The sequence below is a fragment of the Paenibacillus sp. FSL H3-0310 genome (genome assembly GCF_038002785.1).
GTDB classification, from domain to species: domain Bacteria; phylum Bacillota; class Bacilli; order Paenibacillales; family Paenibacillaceae; genus Paenibacillus_AQ; species Paenibacillus_AQ odorifer.
This window is the reverse complement of the sequence record NZ_JBBODC010000001.1, coordinates 898,328-916,746: the sequence shown is the minus strand read 5'-3', so window position 1 is coordinate 916,746 and position 18,419 is coordinate 898,328. Positions and strand designations below refer to the sequence as shown.

18 protein-coding genes are annotated in these 18,419 nt (G+C 44.2%); 3 read left to right on the top strand and 15 right to left on the bottom strand.

Annotated features, from left to right (window positions below; all coding sequences use genetic code 11):
* Window positions 1–17: 17 nt before the first annotated feature.
* From MHH63_RS04165 to gpr, 9 genes are all read right to left on the bottom strand, one after another.
* On the bottom strand, window positions 18–845 hold the full coding sequence (locus MHH63_RS04165; RefSeq protein WP_076129699.1) for a carbohydrate ABC transporter permease: 828 nt from the start codon (window positions 843–845) through the stop codon (window positions 18–20).
* 61 nt (window positions 846–906) lie between these two features.
* Window positions 907–1,791: a carbohydrate ABC transporter permease gene (locus MHH63_RS04160; RefSeq protein ID WP_341171236.1), complete on the bottom strand. Its 885-nt coding sequence runs from the start codon at window positions 1,789–1,791 to the stop codon at window positions 907–909.
* A gap of 91 nt (window positions 1,792–1,882) precedes the next feature.
* Window positions 1,883–3,187, bottom strand: coding sequence for an ABC transporter substrate-binding protein (locus tag MHH63_RS04155; protein WP_341171235.1), 1,305 nt, complete (start codon window positions 3,185–3,187; stop codon window positions 1,883–1,885).
* Window positions 3,188–3,282: 95 nt separating this feature from the next.
* Complete coding sequence (locus MHH63_RS04150; RefSeq protein WP_076141556.1) at window positions 3,283–4,050, bottom strand: response regulator transcription factor; 768 nt, start codon at window positions 4,048–4,050, stop codon at window positions 3,283–3,285.
* Entirely contained in the window at window positions 4,035–5,840 is a 1,806-nt protein-coding gene (locus MHH63_RS04145) for a sensor histidine kinase (RefSeq protein WP_248549491.1), read from the bottom strand. The genes MHH63_RS04150 and MHH63_RS04145 overlap by 16 nt, the downstream gene beginning before the upstream one ends.
* 105 nt (window positions 5,841–5,945) lie before the next feature.
* Window positions 5,946–7,760 (bottom strand): translation elongation factor 4, encoded by a 1,815-nt coding sequence (lepA, locus tag MHH63_RS04140; protein ID WP_036677511.1) that lies wholly within the window; start codon window positions 7,758–7,760, stop codon window positions 5,946–5,948.
* A 140-nt stretch (window positions 7,761–7,900) separates the two neighbouring features.
* Window positions 7,901–8,386 carry a hypothetical protein gene (locus MHH63_RS04135; RefSeq protein ID WP_076185487.1) on the bottom strand — a complete coding sequence of 162 codons (486 nt, stop codon included), beginning with the start codon at window positions 8,384–8,386 and terminating at the stop codon, window positions 7,901–7,903.
* A 35-nt stretch (window positions 8,387–8,421) separates the two neighbouring features.
* Window positions 8,422–9,759, bottom strand: a complete 1,338-nt coding sequence (locus MHH63_RS04130) for a stage II sporulation protein P (protein ID WP_076129693.1) — start codon at window positions 9,757–9,759, stop codon at window positions 8,422–8,424.
* A gap of 156 nt (window positions 9,760–9,915) precedes the next feature.
* Window positions 9,916–10,917, bottom strand: a complete 1,002-nt coding sequence (gene gpr, locus MHH63_RS04125) for a GPR endopeptidase (protein ID WP_036677518.1) — start codon at window positions 10,915–10,917, stop codon at window positions 9,916–9,918.
* 304 nt (window positions 10,918–11,221) lie between these two features.
* Between gpr and rpsT the strand changes: the two genes are divergently transcribed.
* Window positions 11,222–11,494: a 30S ribosomal protein S20 gene (gene rpsT, locus MHH63_RS04120; protein ID WP_036677521.1), complete on the top strand. Its 273-nt coding sequence runs from the start codon at window positions 11,222–11,224 to the stop codon at window positions 11,492–11,494.
* 158 nt (window positions 11,495–11,652) lie between these two features.
* On the opposite strand, the gene MHH63_RS04115 is transcribed toward rpsT, so the two are convergent.
* The 6 genes from MHH63_RS04115 to MHH63_RS04090 all read right to left on the bottom strand — a co-directional run bounded on the left by MHH63_RS04115 (window position 11,653) and on the right by MHH63_RS04090 (window position 16,701).
* Window positions 11,653–12,141 (bottom strand): hypothetical protein, encoded by a 489-nt coding sequence (locus MHH63_RS04115; protein ID WP_076281207.1) that lies wholly within the window; start codon window positions 12,139–12,141, stop codon window positions 11,653–11,655.
* Between the two features lie 37 nt (window positions 12,142–12,178).
* Complete coding sequence (gene holA, locus MHH63_RS04110) at window positions 12,179–13,198, bottom strand: DNA polymerase III subunit delta (RefSeq protein WP_036677525.1); 1,020 nt, start codon at window positions 13,196–13,198, stop codon at window positions 12,179–12,181.
* Window positions 13,199–13,474: 276 nt separating this feature from the next.
* Window positions 13,475–14,731 carry an anti-sigma factor family protein gene (locus MHH63_RS04105; RefSeq protein ID WP_076129691.1) on the bottom strand — a complete coding sequence of 419 codons (1,257 nt, stop codon included), beginning with the start codon at window positions 14,729–14,731 and terminating at the stop codon, window positions 13,475–13,477.
* A complete protein-coding gene (locus MHH63_RS04100) occupies window positions 14,728–15,276 on the bottom strand; it encodes an RNA polymerase sigma factor (RefSeq protein WP_036677530.1) in 549 nt (182 codons plus the stop codon). Before MHH63_RS04100 ends, MHH63_RS04105 begins: the two co-directional genes overlap by 4 nt.
* A gap of 308 nt (window positions 15,277–15,584) precedes the next feature.
* Window positions 15,585–15,821, bottom strand: coding sequence for a hypothetical protein (locus tag MHH63_RS04095; RefSeq protein WP_038572950.1), 237 nt, complete (start codon window positions 15,819–15,821; stop codon window positions 15,585–15,587).
* Between the two features lie 238 nt (window positions 15,822–16,059).
* Entirely contained in the window at window positions 16,060–16,701 is a 642-nt protein-coding gene (locus MHH63_RS04090) for a bifunctional 2-keto-4-hydroxyglutarate aldolase/2-keto-3-deoxy-6-phosphogluconate aldolase (RefSeq protein ID WP_038572952.1), read from the bottom strand.
* A 345-nt stretch (window positions 16,702–17,046) separates the two neighbouring features.
* On the opposite strand from MHH63_RS04090, the gene MHH63_RS04085 reads away from it, so the two are divergent.
* Both MHH63_RS04085 and MHH63_RS04080 read left to right on the top strand, forming a co-directional pair.
* Complete coding sequence (locus MHH63_RS04085; protein WP_339169374.1) at window positions 17,047–17,997, top strand: sugar kinase; 951 nt, start codon at window positions 17,047–17,049, stop codon at window positions 17,995–17,997.
* Window positions 17,998–18,000: 3 nt separating this feature from the next.
* Window positions 18,001–18,174, top strand: a complete 174-nt coding sequence (locus MHH63_RS04080; RefSeq protein WP_341171234.1) for a hypothetical protein — start codon at window positions 18,001–18,003, stop codon at window positions 18,172–18,174.
* Window positions 18,175–18,419 lie beyond the last annotated feature (245 nt).

Below are 18,419 nucleotides of genomic sequence, written 5' to 3'. Positions count from 1 at the left end.
CAGTATCCCTCCTATAGTTAGCCTTTCACAGCCGAGCTAGAAATCCCTTGAATAATATATTTCTGACCTATGAAGAAGATAACAATCATTGGAATGATCGCAGCCGACGAAGCGGCCATCATCCCGTTGTAATCCACATTGTTCTCAAGAATAAAATTCTGCAATCCAAGCGGAATGGTATATAGCTTAGGGCTCTGCAAAAATACAAGCGCATTCTCATAATCATTCCATTGCCAGGAGAAATCAAGAATAGCAAACGTAGCGATTGCCGGCTTCGCTAATGGCAGAATTAAGCGGAAAAATATTTTGTAATGACCGGCTCCATCCAGAAAAGCAGATTCCGTAATTTCCTTAGGAATGCCCATAAAGAACTGCCGAAGCATAAATACACCGAAGATCGAGAACATGGCTGGAAGGATTAGGGCCAAATGCGTATTGTAAATCCCAACCCAGTTAAACATGATAAACTTAGGAACAAAAAGCACCTGCGGTGGAACCATCATCATGGATAGATATATGACAAATAGGCCATCCCGCCCTTTAAACGAAGTACGTGAAAATCCGTAAGCGGCAAGGGCAGATAGAAACACAGCTCCCGCAGTCCCAATAATCGATATCTTAAGTGAATTTAAATAATACGGAACAAAATCATAACTTCCTGTCCACACCCGAATATGATTGCTCCAGTTGAGAGATGAAGGCAGCCATTCGTTAAACACCTCGGCAGGTGTCTGAAAAGATGTGCTGAGCATCCATAGAAAAGGCACAATCATAAATAGTCCTAGAACAAACATGATGATCGTTACTGGCAGCTTCACCTTCATGTTTCCTGCTTTTTCATTCATACCGCCTGCTCCTTTAATTTATGGTTTCGGGGTCCCGCAAAGCACCACTTTGTAGGGTTATTTAGTAATGAACCCAGCGCTTTTGGCCGATCCACTGAATGACTGTAATGATGAGAATGATGGCGAACAAGAACCATGAAATGACTGAAGCGTATCCCATATCGTAATAACTGAATGCTGTTTTATAAACGAATAGTGATAAGACCGTCGTACTTCCGCTAGGTCCTCCAGCCGTAATGGCTTGAATAATCGAGAACGATTTCATCGTCATAATTAATCCGGTAATCATTAATAAAAAAGTTGTTGGACTAACAAGAGGCCATACAATTTTCCATGTTGTTTTGAATGTGCTTGCACCATCGATCCGGGCAGCTTCCAGCTGTTCTGTCGAAATTTCCTGTAGTGCTGCTAAATATATGATCATATTGTAGCCAAGCATCAGCCAGATCTGTACGATATCAATGGCATACATTGCGGTTTCCGTATCCGCAAACCACCCTGGCGGCGATGTTATGCCAATCCAGCGAAGCAGTTCATTGATGGGTCCCTGTGAAGGCTGAAATAGCAGCATCCAGACAAATGCAACGGCTACTCCACTAGAGATATACGGCAGGAAAAACATTCCACGCAATAATCCTTTAAGATACACACTGCGGTTTAGAAATAGCGCCACAATAAAAGCGAGCACCATCGATACTGGAACCGATATCAGGAATATCACCGTATATTTGATCGAGGCATAGAAATTATCGTCATGGAACAACCGTTTGAGATTATCCAGCCCGGTAAATTGCCAATTCGGATTTGAAAATTGATAATTCGTAAACATCAGGACAAAGGAAAAGATTGCAGGAATCACAAAGAATAAGAGAATACCAATCATATTCGGGAGAATAAAAGTCATGCCGATCCAGCCTTGTCTGTCCATCCAGCTTCTCCGCTTCACGGTATCGCCGCCTTTCGTATGCTGAAAAATGGGTACACGAAAGAGAAGAACGAAGAATTCTTCCTCCTTCTCTTTTGTGCCAGCTATTTCTTTATTTCATTAACTCTTGCGAACGGGTTTGCATATTTTTCATCGTGGTATCAATATCTTGCTTATTTAAGAAGTATTTTTCATACTCTTCTTTACGTGCATCAATGGCTTGTTGAGGTACATTTAGCTGGAAGGATGGGAATTTGCCGAATACAATATTATTCATTGAATCTGTATCATATTTGTCTTCTACACCATTCAAGAGAAGGCTCATCGCTTCCTTACTGTCCACACTCTTAGAGGCTGGAATACGACCCCCGCTTGCCATTGGCAGCATACCGCCATCCGCATACCATTTTGCGAACTCCCAAGCCGCATCCAGGTTCTTGGACTTTGCATTAAGAGCAAGCATGTCGCCCACACCGCCCGAATATTTATAATCCTTTTGATCTTTATTCACTTTTGGAATAGCGGCGAACGCGGTTTTGAAATCATGCGGATAGTCCTTCAAGTTGTTCGCATTGCGGAAAATAAACTCACCGGCTGCCAGCATTGCCGCTTTGCCTTGCAGGAACATGGTGTCAACCGGCATTTTACTGGTCAGCTGCTCCCCATATTCCGGTGTGGATTTGTCCACGAACATCATGTTATGCAATATTTCCAGTTGCTGTTTCCAGAGATCATTTCCAAAGTTTGAAGTACCATCCGCCTGTTTCACACCCATTCCAGCAAGCGTACCGTCCATCGTTGTTGCGAAGGAGGAATCTGCCTGCAATAATCCGTACACACCAGGTTTCGTTAGCTTCTTCGCATACTCCTCAAGATCTGACCAAGTCCAGTCCACCGCAGGAATCGGTAATCCTGCTGCATCCAGCATATCTTTGTTCAACCATACAAACGCCATGTTTTTCTTTGTAGGAATCCCATAGTATTTATCATTGATTTTCCACATCGCTGCGTCCTCGCCGATCTGGCTGTCGATATCATAATCTGTTTTCGTGCTTAGATCCAAGGCAACGCCTGCATCCATACGTTTCTGTAAATGAGCAAGATCGTAGTTCATGAAAAGGTCTATGTTTTGATTGGTCATCAAAGCAGTGTCCAGCTTTAAGTTGCCTGCATCGTCATTTACATTACGGATATACTCGACTTGAATATCTGGATGATCTTTATTCCAGTTATCAACTACAGCTTGAGGCCCGGCTTCTGCAGGAACTGCCCCCCACATCGTAAGCTTTATTTTCTCCTTTGCTGGTTCTCCATTTGCACTGCCCTGCGATTCATTACTTCCACCACTCCCACAACCAGCCAGCATCGTACCTGCTAATAAGACAGAAAGCAATGCAGGATACCACTTTTTCTTCATAGATAGCTTCCCCCTTGGAAGGATTATGTGTTGTGCTCTACATCTATAACTTTATCATCAGAGCGGATTCTGGGGGATGAACTACATTTGGGAACTTATAGAACGTTTTTTGGTTCTTTACGGAATTCATTTGGCGTGACACCACACCACTTTTTGAAGATTTTTATAAAATAATTATCGTTCTCAAAGCCTACTTGCTGCCCAATCTCGCTAATTGTTAGCTTCGTTTCTGCAAGCAGCATTTTCCCAGCCTGAATCCGACGCTCTTGAATATAATTGGTCAACGTTTTCCCTGTCTTTTTCTTGAATAAGTCACTTATATAGCTGGCATCCATCCGGATCAACTCTGACATGGATTTGAGCGAGATGTCCTCAGCATAATGTTCTTCAATATAAGCTATAATTTTGTTCATCTCCACATGATCTGTCGGTCCCGTTTGTTGCTTCTCAGGAAACCATTTATCGGCTTTCTTCATCTTCACCATTCGCTCCAGCTCGGCCTGAACCTTACCCATCGTCTGCTTCAAACCTTGGAGATCTAAAGATAACTTCAAAATGTAGTCCGAAGCCCCAAATACGAGCGCCTGCCGGGCGTATTCAAATTCACTCAATGCAGTTAACATTACAAACCGGCAGTCGAAGCCTTCCTCTCGCGCAATTTGAAGAAGCTTCACCCCATCCATCACTGGCATATTGATATCCGTCACTACCACATCAGGCTGCAGCTCACGAATCATTTGCAAGCCTACTTCTCCATTCTCCGCCTCACCTATAATTTCAAACGGGATTCCAGCCTTTAAGAATAGCTTCCGTATACTTTTAACCGCAGGTTGTTCATCATCCACAATTAACGTTCTCCACATGTGAGCTTACCTCCATCGTAAGGTTTTGAAATAAGGAATGGAAAATGGATGATCACTTCAGTTCCTGTGTCTGATGACACAATGTCCATACCTGTCCGTTGATTCTTGAACAACAGTTCTAAGCTCTCCCTAATATTCTGAACACCGATTCCTTTACGTTTCCGTATAGCCTTATTCAGCTGTGCTCTTTCTATCCCCATGCCGTTATCTCTAACCTTTAGATACAGCTGTTGCTCAGTCACTTTAGCGGAGATATCAATTCTCCCTTGTTTTACAGACTGACCGAAGCCGTGAATCAAGCTATTTTCAATTAAGGGCTGCAGACAAAATTTAGGGATTAATGCGTATTGCAGTTCCTCGTTGATATCATATTGAATTTCAATCCCATGTCCAAAACGTTGCCGCTGTATCTCCATGTAAGATTCTATTAGTACGATTTCATCCTTTAACAGGATCAAATCGACTTCAGTATTTAAGGTTGTCTCCAATATTTTTCCTAGTGCAACACAAATTCCATAAATTTCATCATCATCTTTATCTAAGGCAATGCTCTTTATCGTATTCAATGTATTTAGTAGAAAATGCGGGTTCATCTGCGAAAGTAATACCTGAAATCGAACGAATTGCTTCTGTTTTTCTTCAAGCTGAAGTCGCTGCAACAGCTCATTTAAATCATGGATCATGATATTGAAACTCTGAGTCAGGGCAAGAATCTCTCCCCGCCCTTGCTCGGGTAATTTCATTTTGAGATTCGTCTTAGCGGTCATTTCCATCTTCTTCTGTAGCTTCTTAAGCGGTACTGTAATCGTCGATGATATGAAATAAGTTAATAGAACAAATAGCAGTAGAATGATTCCAAATCCACCAAAAAACCGTCGTTTCTGCTTGTCTACCTCAAGAAATAGCTGTGCTAGCTGCACCTTTTTAACAACATAGCCATTTAACTCCTCGATGTAGCTGTATGTGTATAAACTTTCCTCCTTCGGATCGACAATGGATGCAGCACGCCCCGTCTGCCGCTGGTTGGCACTCTTCACAATACTCTGCGCAATATCAGGGGAAAAAGTCTCATCCTTAAGCGGATTAAGCATCACACCCCCCAAGGCATCGAGTAGAAATAAAGCCCCTTCCTGTTTACTCCCTAACGTTGATCTGGTAAACCACTCCTCATAATCGATACTTAATCTTGCATAGGCATAAATATTCAAACCATTATCACGCATAACCTCATAAAGACTAAGCATTTTCTTACTTGTTGTACTTTCCCGGACCACATTATTCTTGTCATTCGGATTCCATATATATCGATTCGTTCCTTCTCGCTTCAATGCTTGAACCCAATCCTCTGATTGGATTTCGTCGTAGCTCAAAGTTTCCTTTGGCATAAAGGAAGTGTATGCGTTTCCATGAAGGTCGATTAATGTATAATACACCGTCGCTCCACTCATAAAGAATGTATTTTCAATCGCTCCAAACTTGTTTTCAACGAGTTTTTTTCTCGTGATTTCATCAGATTGCTCGGGATTCTTCATTATCGATAAAATCGTCGTATCTTGTTCGAGTAATGACCCTGTTTTCATCACGAGACTCATGAGATCAACAAAACCATTCTTAATACCAATAAGCTGCTCTATGTTCTTCGTTTCCGCATTATCCTGCAGCATTTGTTCTGTCTCTTTAAAGTTATATAGAACGAGTATGGCAATGGGTGTTAGTACCAACAGCAAGAAGGCTAACAAAATCCGATTCTTAAAGGTACTTGGCGTAAGTTTCAAATATAATCGCTTCACGAGGACTCCCCTCACTTTGTATGTGCTTACAATCCTTCCCCCTATTGTAATCTGCTCCTGCTTAAAAAAATAGAGCCGGGATATTCTCCCGGCTCTACCTATTTTCTACTCATCGATCTTCAGTACTGCCATAAACGCTTCTTGTGGTACTTCTACACTACCCACTTGCTTCATGCGTTTCTTACCTTCTTTTTGCTTCTCCAGCAGCTTCCGTTTACGGGAAATATCGCCGCCGTAACATTTAGCAAGTACGTTTTTGCGCATCGCCTTAACGGTTTCACGCGCAACCACCTTCGTACCCACAGAGGCTTGAATCGGCACTTCGAACATTTGACGCGGGATAATCCCCCGCAGCTTCTCACAAATGATACGTCCGCGGTTGTAGGCACGATCGCGGTGAACGATAAAGGACAAGGCATCGACCTGCTCATTGTTAAGCAAGATATCCATCTTGACCAGATTCGAACGACGGTATCCGCAAATTTCATAGTCGTAAGAAGCATAACCTTTCGTACCGGATTTCAACTGATCAAAGAAATCATAAACGATCTCTGACAGCGGAATCTCGTACGTAATCGTTACACGATTAGTATCTAGATATTCCATATTTACGAACTCGCCGCGTTTGTTCTGGCACAGCTCCATTACAGTACCCACGAAGTCGTTAGGCACAATGATCGCTGCTTTAACATACGGCTCTTCAATATAGTCAATCGTACCGATCTCCGGATAATGTGACGGGTTGTCGATTTGGATCATTTCGCCATTGGTCAACATAATTCGGTAAATAACACTCGGCGCTGTTGTGATTAGCGGCAAATTGAACTCGCGCTCAATCCGCTCTTGAATGATCTCCATATGCAAGAGTCCAAGGAAACCACAACGGAAACCAAATCCAAGTGCGCTTGAACTTTCCGGCTCAAAGCTTAGCGAAGCATCATTCAACTGGAGCTTCTCCAGCGCCTCACGAAGATCGTTATAATCGGAGGTCTCAATCGGATACAACCCGCAATATACCATCGGGTTGATCTTACGGTAACCTGGAAGCGGCTCAGCAGTAGGATTCTTTGCGTCAGTGACAGTATCACCGACACGGGTATCTCCAACATGCTTGATCCCAGCTACGATAAAGCCAACATCACCGATGTTCAATTCATCGACAATGGTCATACGCGGCATAAATGCGCCAACTTCAATGACCTCGAAGGTCTTCTCAGTTGCCATCATCTTAATCTTCGAACCCGCACGGATCTTCCCGTCCATTACGCGCACATAGACGATAACGCCTTTGTAAGGATCGTAGTGAGAGTCAAAGATCAATGCTTTAAGCGGCTCTTCTGAATTACCGGATGGCGCAGGAACCTGCTTCACCACCTGCTCCAGAATTTCCTTGATTCCGATACCGGCTTTGGCAGATGCCATAACCGCTTCGCTGGTATCCAGCCCGATAACATCCTCGATCTCCTGCTTTACCCGGTCAGGGTCAGCGTTTGGCAAATCAATTTTGTTGAGCACAGGTAGGATTTCCAAGTTGTTATCCAGTGCTAAATACACATTGGCCAGTGTCTGTGCTTCAATTCCTTGAGCCGCATCCACAACCAGCAGTGCACCTTCACATGCTGCAAGACTGCGGGAAACTTCATAGGTGAAATCGACGTGCCCCGGTGTATCAATCAAGTTGAGATAATACTCTACACCATCGTCTGCACGATAGGTTAAACGCACGGCTTGCAGCTTTATTGTGATACCACGTTCGCGCTCCAGATCCATCTGATCGAGTACCTGTTCCTGCATTTCACGCGTGGTTAGTGCCCCCGTGTATTCCAAAATGCGGTCAGCTAGTGTCGATTTACCATGGTCTATATGTGCAATAATCGAGAAATTGCGAATTTGTTGTTGTCTTTTCTGAACGTCAGTCATTCCTTACCCCCACAGACAGCCTGATATTAATCCACTTATTATAACAGTACAAGCTTACTCCATCAATCCCGCGCTGGCCCAAAACAAAAGAAACAGCTATACACGATCCCGTGAAATAACCGTTTCTTCTAAATTTGCTGTTAATTTTCTGCCGAAGCGAACAATGAAACTACCCAGCGGATTCCCTTCTGGGAAGCCTGCTGCAAGAGACCTGCCGTCTTATCTGCCAGAACATCGACTGTAGGCTTTTGCTCCTCAGGAATTAGAATTTGCTCCGGAGATTTCGTACTATAATCATCCACAACTTGTTGAGGAGGATCTGCGGCTGGCGTTGTATTGCTATTTTGAGGCAAAGGAGAGACGGCCGTATAAGCACCTGTGACAGGATCGATCACCATTGGCACATATACATAAGTCTGCCCACCCTGTGTCACACCATTCTTTTGCAGTTGTGGCTGTGGCTGCATGCCTGTTACTTGACTGGTGGGTGTAGTCGGGCTGGCATTCCAGCCGGGCAGAATCTTAGAGACTGTTGAACCACCGCTTCCGCCGAACTGCATCCCTAAGAGGATGCCAATCCCTGCCCAAATCCCGACCATAACCAGTTTTTTTCCGAAACGCGACATGTACACCACTCCTTTTTAATCCTTGGTAATTTATTTTAAGAAGCTCCGTTTGATTTCTTTGGTGTTGTAGTGGGATTCGCCACTTTTTCAGGTGCGTTCACCTTCTCAGCGTCATGACTGCTCCAGTAAACATCAGCGATAGCATCCGCCAAAATATCAGCCGTACGCTTTAATTCCTCAGCCGAGTTATCAATTCCGCCCACTTCAATCAAAACACTATTAGGAGAGAGGGTCTGATTGTACTCCCCGTTATTTCCTTTACCCGCAGCTTTTCCCCATATCCCACGAGATATTCCCGGGTAATTCTTTTCAAGCTGTTGATGAATCTTATTGGCAAACTCTTCGTTCTTCTTCCAGTCTTTATTTGCATGTCCAATGATAAAATAGACCTGTGCATAGCTTTTCCCGTCAATAACAGCTGTTGTTTTGCTATGACGCTGCGAATCGCGGTGAATGTCGATAAAACTATCCATTTCCTCATTTGCGCTGAGTGCTGATTTAACCAAGATCCGGGAATATTTATAGGAAAAGTTCCAGTTATAGTCGGTGATTTTGGTTGGAAAATCTTCTTTGGCATGAACCGTACCAATCCCGAGCTGTTCCAGTCTTTTCGTAATATATGATCCTACCAGCATTACATTTTTAGTTGAAACTCCGGAGCTGGGATTTTCATTTGCTGCCCCTAACAGAGGATTGTAGGCCTCTCTAGGATGTGAATGATAGATTAGAATCCGTTTGATCGAGGTATCTTTAGTGCTGTCTGTGCCGCTTTGCGGATCACTCTTATCCGTCCCTTCCTCCGCTGATGGTTCAGGGGATGGTGCAACCGTCGCTTCAGGCTGCTGTGTTGTAGTATCTCCATGCTTGTCCCCTTCGTCCGGAACAGAAGTTTCTGCATCTTCACCACCCTCAGCCAGTTCATCAGTCCCAGGATGATAATCCACTGGTGCTCCTGTAGATCCACCTGAACCTTTCCGCAAAAGAAATGGATCATCCGCCGCCATCCCCGGCACTTCACGAGAGACTAGACTCTTAGGGTCGCCTGGATTCACGCTGGTCAGCAACTGAAATACGAAAGAAGTTACCTTTTCACCTGAAAAAGCGGATGGCTCTTTACCCTGCGGTAAATGCGGCACCTCCATCCCCAGCAGCTCCATGAAAAAACCACTGGACAGGGAGGCGGCAAGCCCCTTCATTGAAGGAATGGGTGAAGAGCTAAGCTTCTGTCCGGCCAATCCACCGGCTCCAAGCAGCATAAAAAATACTAGTGAACCTCCGGCCAACAGCAGCATCGTTCTCCCCAGCGATAAAACATCCAGCATTTTTCCCCTTAAACGGCCGATGTTCCAAAGCTGAAACCATTTTTTATTCATTGTAGTTATGTCCTCCTCCAGCCCTCTGTAATCTCTTATACTCCAAATCTATGAGTGCAAGAGCAATACTAGAACCGAAAATGAGAGAATAGACATAAAGCCCGTACAGGATACCTTAATTCAGCATCCCGCCGGGCTAAACAAACCATAATTCAGTTAGTGGGTATACGCGCCAACATTCTCAGGATCAACCGCATCATGTAAAGCCGCATTCAGACCACTGGCCACAATATTCGCGATCCCTTCAATAAATTCATCGATTTCCTTGGGAGTGACGATCAAATCGTGCCCCAGAGGTTCAAGCACTTCCTTCACTAATGACAAGCGTTCCTGCTCAGAGATATCGTCCAGCATCCCCATGATTTCCTTCGTATGGTTTGCTCCTTGCCCGAAGTGATTTTTCATCATCTCCAGCACATTATTCACAATAGTTGAGGCATAGCAGACAGTGGGCACTCCGATTGCGATACAAGGAACACCCAGAATTTCTTGGGTTAATCCACGTCGCTTGTTGCCAATTCCCGAACCGGGATGGATCCCAATGTCGGCAATTTGAATCGTCGTATTGATACGCTCCAGTGACCGGGATGCCAACGCATCTATGGCGATAATAAGCTCAGGTTTCGTCCGATCCACGATTCCCTGCACGACTTCACTCGACTCAATCCCAGTCAGCCCAAGCACTCCAGGAGCAATAGCGCTCACCTTACGATAACCAGGGGAGATCTGATCCGGAACCAGCTCATAGAACTGCCGCGTAATGAGTGAGTTCTCCACCACCAACGGACCCAGTGAATCCGGTGTAACATTCCAGTTACCAAGACCAACAATCAACACAGATGCATCCTTGCCAATCCCAATTCTGATCAAAAAGTCCTCAAATTCGCGGGCAAAAACTTCTGCCACCTTTTGCTGCAAGCCTGTATCTCCGCCACGCAGAGCGGGTACCTCAAGGGTTACATAGTTGCCAATTGCGCGTCCTATTGCCTGTGATCCGGCAGCATTAGCTACACCAAGACGGGTCACTTTAATCCCATCAGACTCTTCCACTTCTTCGTTCACACCAGGGATCGGCGTTCTTTGTGGGCCTTGAGCCATTTCCTTTGCCTCTAATGCCAAATCGGTGCGCACAGAATATAGCTGCAGATCCGGTTCCATTGTGTACCAGCCTCCTAAAAGTTTTGTAAGCATACACTTCCATGAGTTACTTCGAACAAAACTCACTTCGAAAGCGGCTGCTTAGTTTTGTAAGCATACACTTCCATGAGTTCATCCTCATTTGGCAAGCTTCTGCCTATGCTCTTTTGTCGATAGTGTGCGAGAGAAAGCCAATGTTTATGCAGGATACGGAGGTTTAATTTGAAAGCTTTAAGTATTGCTTTTTGCTACCGGTCATGCTAAACTATTTTAAGTTGTGAATCATTTGATAATGATTTCGAATGTCTTACAGGAGGTGAATGCAATGCCAAATATTAAATCCGCGGTTAAACGCGTAAACACGAACGAAAAACGCCGTGCACTGAATGCTTCCCAAAAATCCGCGCTTCGTACAGCTGTGAAAACTGCTGATGTAGCTCTGACTGGTACGGAAGTAGAAACTGCTCAAGCTGCTTTCCTAGCTGCTTCCAAAAAGCTGGACAAGGCCGTAAGTAAAGGTCTGGTTCATAAAAATGCGGCTGCCCGCAAAAAATCCCGCTTGGCGAAGAAATTGAACGCTCTTACGGCTCAAGCCTAAGACGACATTCATAATGAGCAATTGAAGAACCTGACCGCTATGCTTCATACGGTTAGGTTTTTTTGTGTCTATTAATTAATAATAAGTAGTGTTAGTTACTTTTAAGAGATGTTTATTAAATGAAAGAAGACCGCCTCAGAGAGGCGGTCTTCTTTCATTTATTTATTCTCTTTTTTCATTTCATAATAGTTACCATCCCATAAAAAAATCATCGTTTGATCGTCTTTAACAATAAAACTGCTGCCGGGATTCGTCCAATTATTTATAGATACCGTCTTAACCGATTCCGTCTCGATGCCAAGGTCACTTAATTCATTTCTGTATTCGTTAAAAAAGTCATCCTTTGTAATGCTCTCTTCTTTATATTCAGGGTTCATAATTTCATCTTTATCAAAAGATGCCTTTTCTTGCGAATAAGTTACCCGCATGCCAATAAGCTTTTCATCCTCCGCTGCCGAGACAGGTGTAGAACCTACTAGACCTTGTACACTCCATTCCCCAAAATAAGAAGGTGCATCTGCAGAGGTATTCGAATTCGCAGGCGACTCAGAAGCTGAACCTGACGGTGAATTAGTATCCGTTTTGCCACAGGAACTAATTAATAGAACGAGTAACAGCAGTGCCGAATATTGAAATATTCTTTTCATAGTCAGATCATCTCCAATACTTTTTCCCCTTCTTAGCTCAGACACCTAAACGCAGCATGAACAGCTCCAGCCCTAGCACTTTGTCTATAGCCCCTGTTTTCATTTTATAATCCAGATCCGCCAATGCACTTAAGATTTGCCGCAATCGTTCACTGGAGAACTTATGGGCCTGCTCCCCAGCAAGCTTAACCGCATATGGATGCAATCCGATCTGTGACGCAATCTGTCCCTGCGAATAACTATGTGCTGATAAATCCTTAACCTGCAAAATAATGCGGAACTGCCGCGCAACCAACGCTGCGATCTTGATCGGTTCCTCACGCTGCTTCAGCAGCTCATATAAGGTATCAAGCGCCTTATCAAGACGCAGATTAGCGATATCCTCAACAAGCGTAAACACATTTTGTTCTGTACCACGGTGTACCAGACTCTCTACGGCCCCCGCATCCACAGTGCCGCCCTTACCAGCAAATAAACAAAGCTTGTCCATCTCTGCAGATAAACCTTGCAAGCCTGTGCCTGCATTCGTTATAAGAATTTCTGCCGTGCCAGGTGCCATTACACAACCCCGCTCACGAATTCCTTTTTCCACCCAGCGCAGCAGCTCTTCTGCTCCCAGCGGATTAAAGGCTAATACTGTGCCCACTGATTTGACAGTCTTCACAATTTTTTTACGCTCATCCAGCTTATCATTATTCACCATAAAGACGATTACACTGAAGTCTACAGGATGCTGCAAATAGTCACTTAAAAGATCTATACGATGCTCCAGTTTGGCATTTTCTTTGCCCGCTGTAAATAACGAGGCATCCCGCACCAGCAATAATTTACGTTCTACCATAAATGGCACAGTCTCCGCTTCTTCTACCACAGCCTGCACCGGCGTCTCAGAGAGATCAAAGGGAATAACTGCGAAATCACGATCCTCTTTAGCAATCAGCTGTTCTTCCAGCAGTGCCGTGAATTCATTCATTCGAAATTTCTCACTGCCATATAAAACATATAACGGTGAGATCTTCCCTTGTTTGATTTCTTTTATCGCCGTTTTGGCATCCATCCCGCCACTTCCTTTTCCATTCATCTAGCCCATTTTGTCCAGAGTTCTATTGTAGCAAAAAAAACTACAAAAATGCATGCAAAAACGGAGAAACTCTGGCAGCCATGGCCAAAGCCTCTCCGTTTAAGCGGCGCATCTATATAAACGACGGAGTGCGAAGCTCTAGAAACTCCGCATCCGGCGGTCATACCGATGTTCTGCAAAACCTATACTTTCTAGTTCCTGTCCTGTTGATATAGTATATTCAGAAACTTCGAAAAAAGTTCCAACCCCACTTTAATTTGTTGAAGATGAGGTTGGAGTGTTCGTTGGTGTCGCCCCAGGGGATGCAGCCGGACTTGAAGAAACTGCTTCCTGTACAGTGTACACCTTGGTTACATTCACACCATCTTTTTCAGTCACGTACGTAAACTTCGAGCTGTCCGCAGACCATTCACCAGAAATCCAATTTCCTTCCAGCGGATAAGAGTTTACGGCTAACCGTTCTTCCGTTGAGCCCGCTGGCGACTTCTTATAAATCACAAGCTGCAGCCCAACAAATTCTATAGCATACTGACCATCAGGGGAAGTCCAGGTCTGCACATTAGATTCATCAGAACTGCTTAAGCTCATAACTTCCCGTCCATAGTCATAAGGAATCTTTAAAGAATCCTCCATCAGCGGAGCAGAATCAGCTGCGCTGTCTGAATTCATATCAGCAGTTTGCTCCTTATTATCCACCTTTAGCTGATTGCTACTGGCATTACTAGAATCTGAATTTTGAGATTTCGTGGCGACATCCTGCTTTGGCGAAACAATTTTCTCTGTAGGCTTAGGATCTGCGCTTTGAGGCGGTTCGGTGATCGACCGCCCTCCAGCTCCAGCTCCCGCATCAGCTGCATCCGCCGGTGCACTTGGCATCGAGGTAGGGTCCACTGGTCCCGTCGCTCTATCTAAAGCGGCGTTATCTTCGTTCATCTCTGTTGCATCCGTCTTATACTGGGCAGCGCCCTCGTTCTCTCCACCAGCTGCAGGTGAAGCTCCATCAGAGTTAGCAGTAATAGAAGCTTGTGATTCCATTGCTGTATCCTTAGTATCATCGCTGGCTGTTTTAGCACTATCCTGCATCCTTTGTTCTACTTCTGCCCCAGGCATTTTATCGGGCATATTAAATATTGCGATCCCTAATAGAACGGCAGCTGCAATAGCTCCAATGCCTGTCCGTGTTGCTATAGAGGTTCCCTTGGAAGGTTTACCGCGGGAGCTTTCACGTGAAAATGGAACAACAACCGGCTCCTCAGATCTCACAGCACTTTGTTCACGACTGCTTCGATCCAATTCTGCAAGCTGAGGTAAAATAGAGTCAACCAGACTAAACGGGGGTTTCACGTCTGGCAACTGCTCCAATTCATTGGAGAGAAGTGTCAGGCGCTCAAAGACTTCCGCGCAGGAAGGACAATTATCGATATGACGGAACATCTCAACAATCTCATCTTGACTCAAATCTTTGTCTAAATAGCGGTGCATCCATTCCATCACCTCCGCGCATTTCATCCCGATACACCACCTTTCTGGTACTCCTGAAGTCTATTCTGCAGTTGCTGTCTAGCCCGAAATAAGTATGATTTCACTGTATTCAAGGGCAAATCCAGACAATCTGCAATCTCGTTGTAAGAAAAATCCTGTAAATAGCGCAGGACGATGACTGTCCGATGATGCTCGGGCAATTGATCAATCGCTTCGCGTATATCCTCAGCTAAATAAGAGGATAGAACCTCACGTTCCACATTGTGTTTATCCTGAAACACCATTTCATGTTCATCAATAGAAACTGTAGGTTTAGTTCTTCTGAATTTATCAATGCAAATGTTAGTGACGATTCGCTGAACCCACGTTTTGAACTGGGCCTTCTCCTCATATGAGCCGATTTTTGTATAAACCCGGATCAAGGCTTCCTGAGATGCATCTAACGCATCTTGTTCATTATGCAAAATGTAGAAGGCCGTTTTATATACATGTCCTTCAATTTCTCGCAATAGGGTGATTAGAGCGTCGCGATCGCCCGCTTGAGCGGCTCTGATGAGTCCCTGCTCCACCACGAAGGTTCCCCCTCTCTATGCAATCTTACTGACGCGCAAGACTGCGAATTTGTTGCAACCGTGTAATTAATATTTTTAGAATACCAAACTTTTCTTAGAACGTCATGTTAAGCCAGCCGTTACAACGCGCTATCCCGCATTGCACAGCCAATAATTCCTACTAAGCATACAGGGGAAACAACAATCATTCAAATACTCTTTTTCACTATCTTAGTAACAAAAATGACATCAAAAGAAACGGCCTATCCCCTTGTCGGAAATGAAGCCGTCTGTCTTAAATATTACCCTCCGGTATCGAGCAAGAAACTCTATTTATAGAGCGCAATTTTGCAGAGCATGAAGACCGCGTAGTTTTCCCTAGTCTCATCATCCACCACATAGGCTTCTCCATTCTCAAATAATTGAGGGTTATTGTAATTGCGCTCTAATCTGTAGATCTGCCCTTCCGTCACCTTACAACCATGGAATGCCGACTCAATTTCTACGTACTCAGCATCATCTTCATCCGCTGCTTGATACAGCTTTTTATCATTATAAGCAGGCATATACTCACTCCCGGCTGGATAATAAATCCTGACGTTCAGTCCATGTATCACTACTCTTCTATTATATAGTTTATTATCTTTATCCCGATTCTATACTTTCTAAAAAGCATAGAATAAAAGGAATATGGACAGCTCAAAGAAAATCAACATAAAAAGGCTGCATGGCCAACGTTTGTCAGCCACACAGCCTATAAATAAAAACGCGAATCTGGATTTCAATCTCCGTTCGAACTATACATTAAATCCCTTTTATCTCTTTAAACTTCGCCACATATTGGGCAGCAAGATCGGTAATCTGATCATATCGGCCATTCTTCGCCGGTGCAGTCAAATTCCCCCCAATGCCCACAGCCATGCAGCCGTTTGCAATCCACTTCTCCATATTGTTCAAATCCACGCCACCGGTCGGCATAATATTTACATGTGGCATAGGACCTTTAACCGCTTTTACATAATCCGGACCGAAAGCACTGCCAGGGAACAATTTAAGCACATCCACGCCGTACTTCAGCGCTTCCTTCATTTCATTTAATGTCATGCAACCAGGCATATAGGGAATGCCGTAAAGATTACACATCTTAGCTGTCTCCACTTCAAAGGAGGGACTAACGACAAACTCTGAACCTGCAAGAATGGCTATTCTAGCTGTTAAGGGGTCCAAGACAGTTCCGGCGCCAATCACCGCACGACTTCCGTACTCTGCAACCAATCTCTTAATCGCCACATCCGCGTCTGGTGTAGTAAAAGTTACCTCAATATTATTTAGACCGCCTTCTATACAAGCAACGGACATCTTAAAAGCTTCCTCAGCACTATCTGCTCGAATAACCGCTACAACCCCGACGGATGCCACATTCTGCAATACTTTCATTTTCTTCATCAGTAGACTCCCTTTCTCTTGGTACGATCATAGATAAACAGGAAATACTTTTTAGATAAACTTTTTTATTAAATTTACTAATTATTGCGTTTTGTTCTATAAGGAAATAGTAATAACAATACGATTAACAGTCAATACATTTTTATTACATCAGGTGGAAATAAGTAATAAAACCTAAGAAAAACCTTTATAAAACAAGGGTTTATGGAAACATTATTTTCTTTTTACGAAAAAAGTTTTTTGGTTAACAATCATTCTTTTATTGTACAAAACCGATTTATGTGATAATTTCAAATTACAAATCATTATACTGGGATAAAATCATTACCCTAGGAGGAACTAAAAATGAGTAAACAGCTGGATGCCGTCACTTTCGGGGAGCCGATGGCGATGTTTTATGCGAATGAGGCCGGTCCTCTGCATGAAGTATTTTCGTTCTCCAAAGCATTAGCAGGTGCAGAAAGCAACGTGGCTACAGGCTTGTCGCGTTTGAATCATCCTACAGGTTATGTTACGAAGCTCGGCGAAGATAACTTTGGCACATTCATTGCTCAGGCGATGAAGAACGAGAACATTAATACGGACAATATTACTTTTACTAAAGAGTATTCAACAGGCATGCTTATCAAATCGAAAGTGGTTACCGGCGATCCAAAGGTCGAATACTTCCGCAAAAACTCCGCGGCCTCCACGCTTAGTCTGGAGGATTTCGACGAGGCCTACTTCAATTCCGCAGGACATCTGCATGTTACAAGTATCTCCGCCGCTTTGTCCAAGAGCTGTCATGAATTTTCTATTCACGCTATGGAATTTATGAAGAGTAAAGGAAAGACGATCTCTCTGGATCCTAATCTGCGTCCTAGCTTATGGCCGGATACAGAAACAATGGTGAGTACTATCAATGATCTGGCTACACGCTGCGACTGGTTCCTGCCGGGACTCGGTGAAGGTAAAATCCTTACCGGACTGAGCACACCCGAAGAGATTGCAGACTATTACCTGGAGCGTGGCATAAGTTTAGTCGTCATCAAGCTTGGCCCTGAAGGCGCTTACTATAAATCCTCTGCTGGGGAAGGTTACGTGGACGGATTCAAGGTGGAGCAGGTTGTTGATACGGTGGGTGCAGGTGATGGATTTGCGGTTGGCGTAATCAGTGCGATGCTGGAAAAGCTTCCGATTGCTGAGGCCGTCAAACGCGGCAATGCGATCGGTGCGTTAGCCGTCATGTCGCCAGGCGATATGGACGGACTTCCCACCCGTGAGGAACTTGCGAAGTTTATGCAACAAGAAGTCTAATAATTGCAAAAAGACACAGAGCAGCGATTCTCCTGTTATTGGGGGAGCGCTGCTCTGCTTTTTGGGTCGCTAATTGGCTGCTATGGCTATGCTATGCCTTTGGCTTTGGCTTTGGCTTTGGCTTTGGCTTTGGCTTTGGCTTTGGCTTTGGCTTTGGCTTTGGCTTTGCTATGCTAAGCTTTTGCTATTGCTATTGCTATTGCTATACTTCAGCAGTGTAATCACTTACCTCAGGGCTTTCGGACCCAAAAGACGCTATTTGCAATTTTTTTACCTTTGCGGCGTAGTTTCGGACTCCAGTGACACTATTCCTTATGAAAAAGGGCATTTAGCATGTTTTCCATGCCGATAGCTGCGATGGGGTCCGATAGTACTCCAAATATGGGATTATACCGCATATAAGGTCAGCTGAGTCCGATAGT

What these genes read in the sequence shown, in the direction of transcription:
- MHH63_RS04165 (WP_076129699.1), bottom strand. Translation starts at nt 845, where the DNA reads ATGAATGAAAAAGCAGGAAACATGAAGGTGAAGCTGCCAGTAACGATC.
- MHH63_RS04155 (WP_341171235.1), bottom strand. Translation starts at nt 3,187, where the DNA reads ATGAAGAAAAAGTGGTATCCTGCATTGCTTTCTGTCTTATTAGCAGGT.
- MHH63_RS04150 (WP_076141556.1), bottom strand. Translation starts at nt 4,050, where the DNA reads ATGTGGAGAACGTTAATTGTGGATGATGAACAACCTGCGGTTAAAAGT.
- lepA (WP_036677511.1), bottom strand. Translation starts at nt 7,760, where the DNA reads ATGACTGACGTTCAGAAAAGACAACAACAAATTCGCAATTTCTCGATT.
- MHH63_RS04135 (WP_076185487.1), bottom strand. Translation starts at nt 8,386, where the DNA reads ATGTCGCGTTTCGGAAAAAAACTGGTTATGGTCGGGATTTGGGCAGGG.
- MHH63_RS04130 (WP_076129693.1), bottom strand. Translation starts at nt 9,759, where the DNA reads ATGAATAAAAAATGGTTTCAGCTTTGGAACATCGGCCGTTTAAGGGGA.
- gpr (WP_036677518.1), bottom strand. Translation starts at nt 10,917, where the DNA reads ATGGAACCGGATCTGCAGCTATATTCTGTGCGCACCGATTTGGCATTA.
- rpsT (WP_036677521.1), top strand. Translation starts at nt 11,222, where the DNA reads ATGCCAAATATTAAATCCGCGGTTAAACGCGTAAACACGAACGAAAAA.
- MHH63_RS04115 (WP_076281207.1), bottom strand. Translation starts at nt 12,141, where the DNA reads ATGAAAAGAATATTTCAATATTCGGCACTGCTGTTACTCGTTCTATTA.
- holA (WP_036677525.1), bottom strand. Translation starts at nt 13,198, where the DNA reads ATGGATGCCAAAACGGCGATAAAAGAAATCAAACAAGGGAAGATCTCA.
- MHH63_RS04105 (WP_076129691.1), bottom strand. Translation starts at nt 14,731, where the DNA reads ATGAAATGCGCGGAGGTGATGGAATGGATGCACCGCTATTTAGACAAA.
- MHH63_RS04095 (WP_038572950.1), bottom strand. Translation starts at nt 15,821, where the DNA reads ATGCCTGCTTATAATGATAAAAAGCTGTATCAAGCAGCGGATGAAGAT.
- MHH63_RS04090 (WP_038572952.1), bottom strand. Translation starts at nt 16,701, where the DNA reads ATGAAGAAAATGAAAGTATTGCAGAATGTGGCATCCGTCGGGGTTGTA.
- MHH63_RS04085 (WP_339169374.1), top strand. Translation starts at nt 17,047, where the DNA reads ATGAGTAAACAGCTGGATGCCGTCACTTTCGGGGAGCCGATGGCGATG.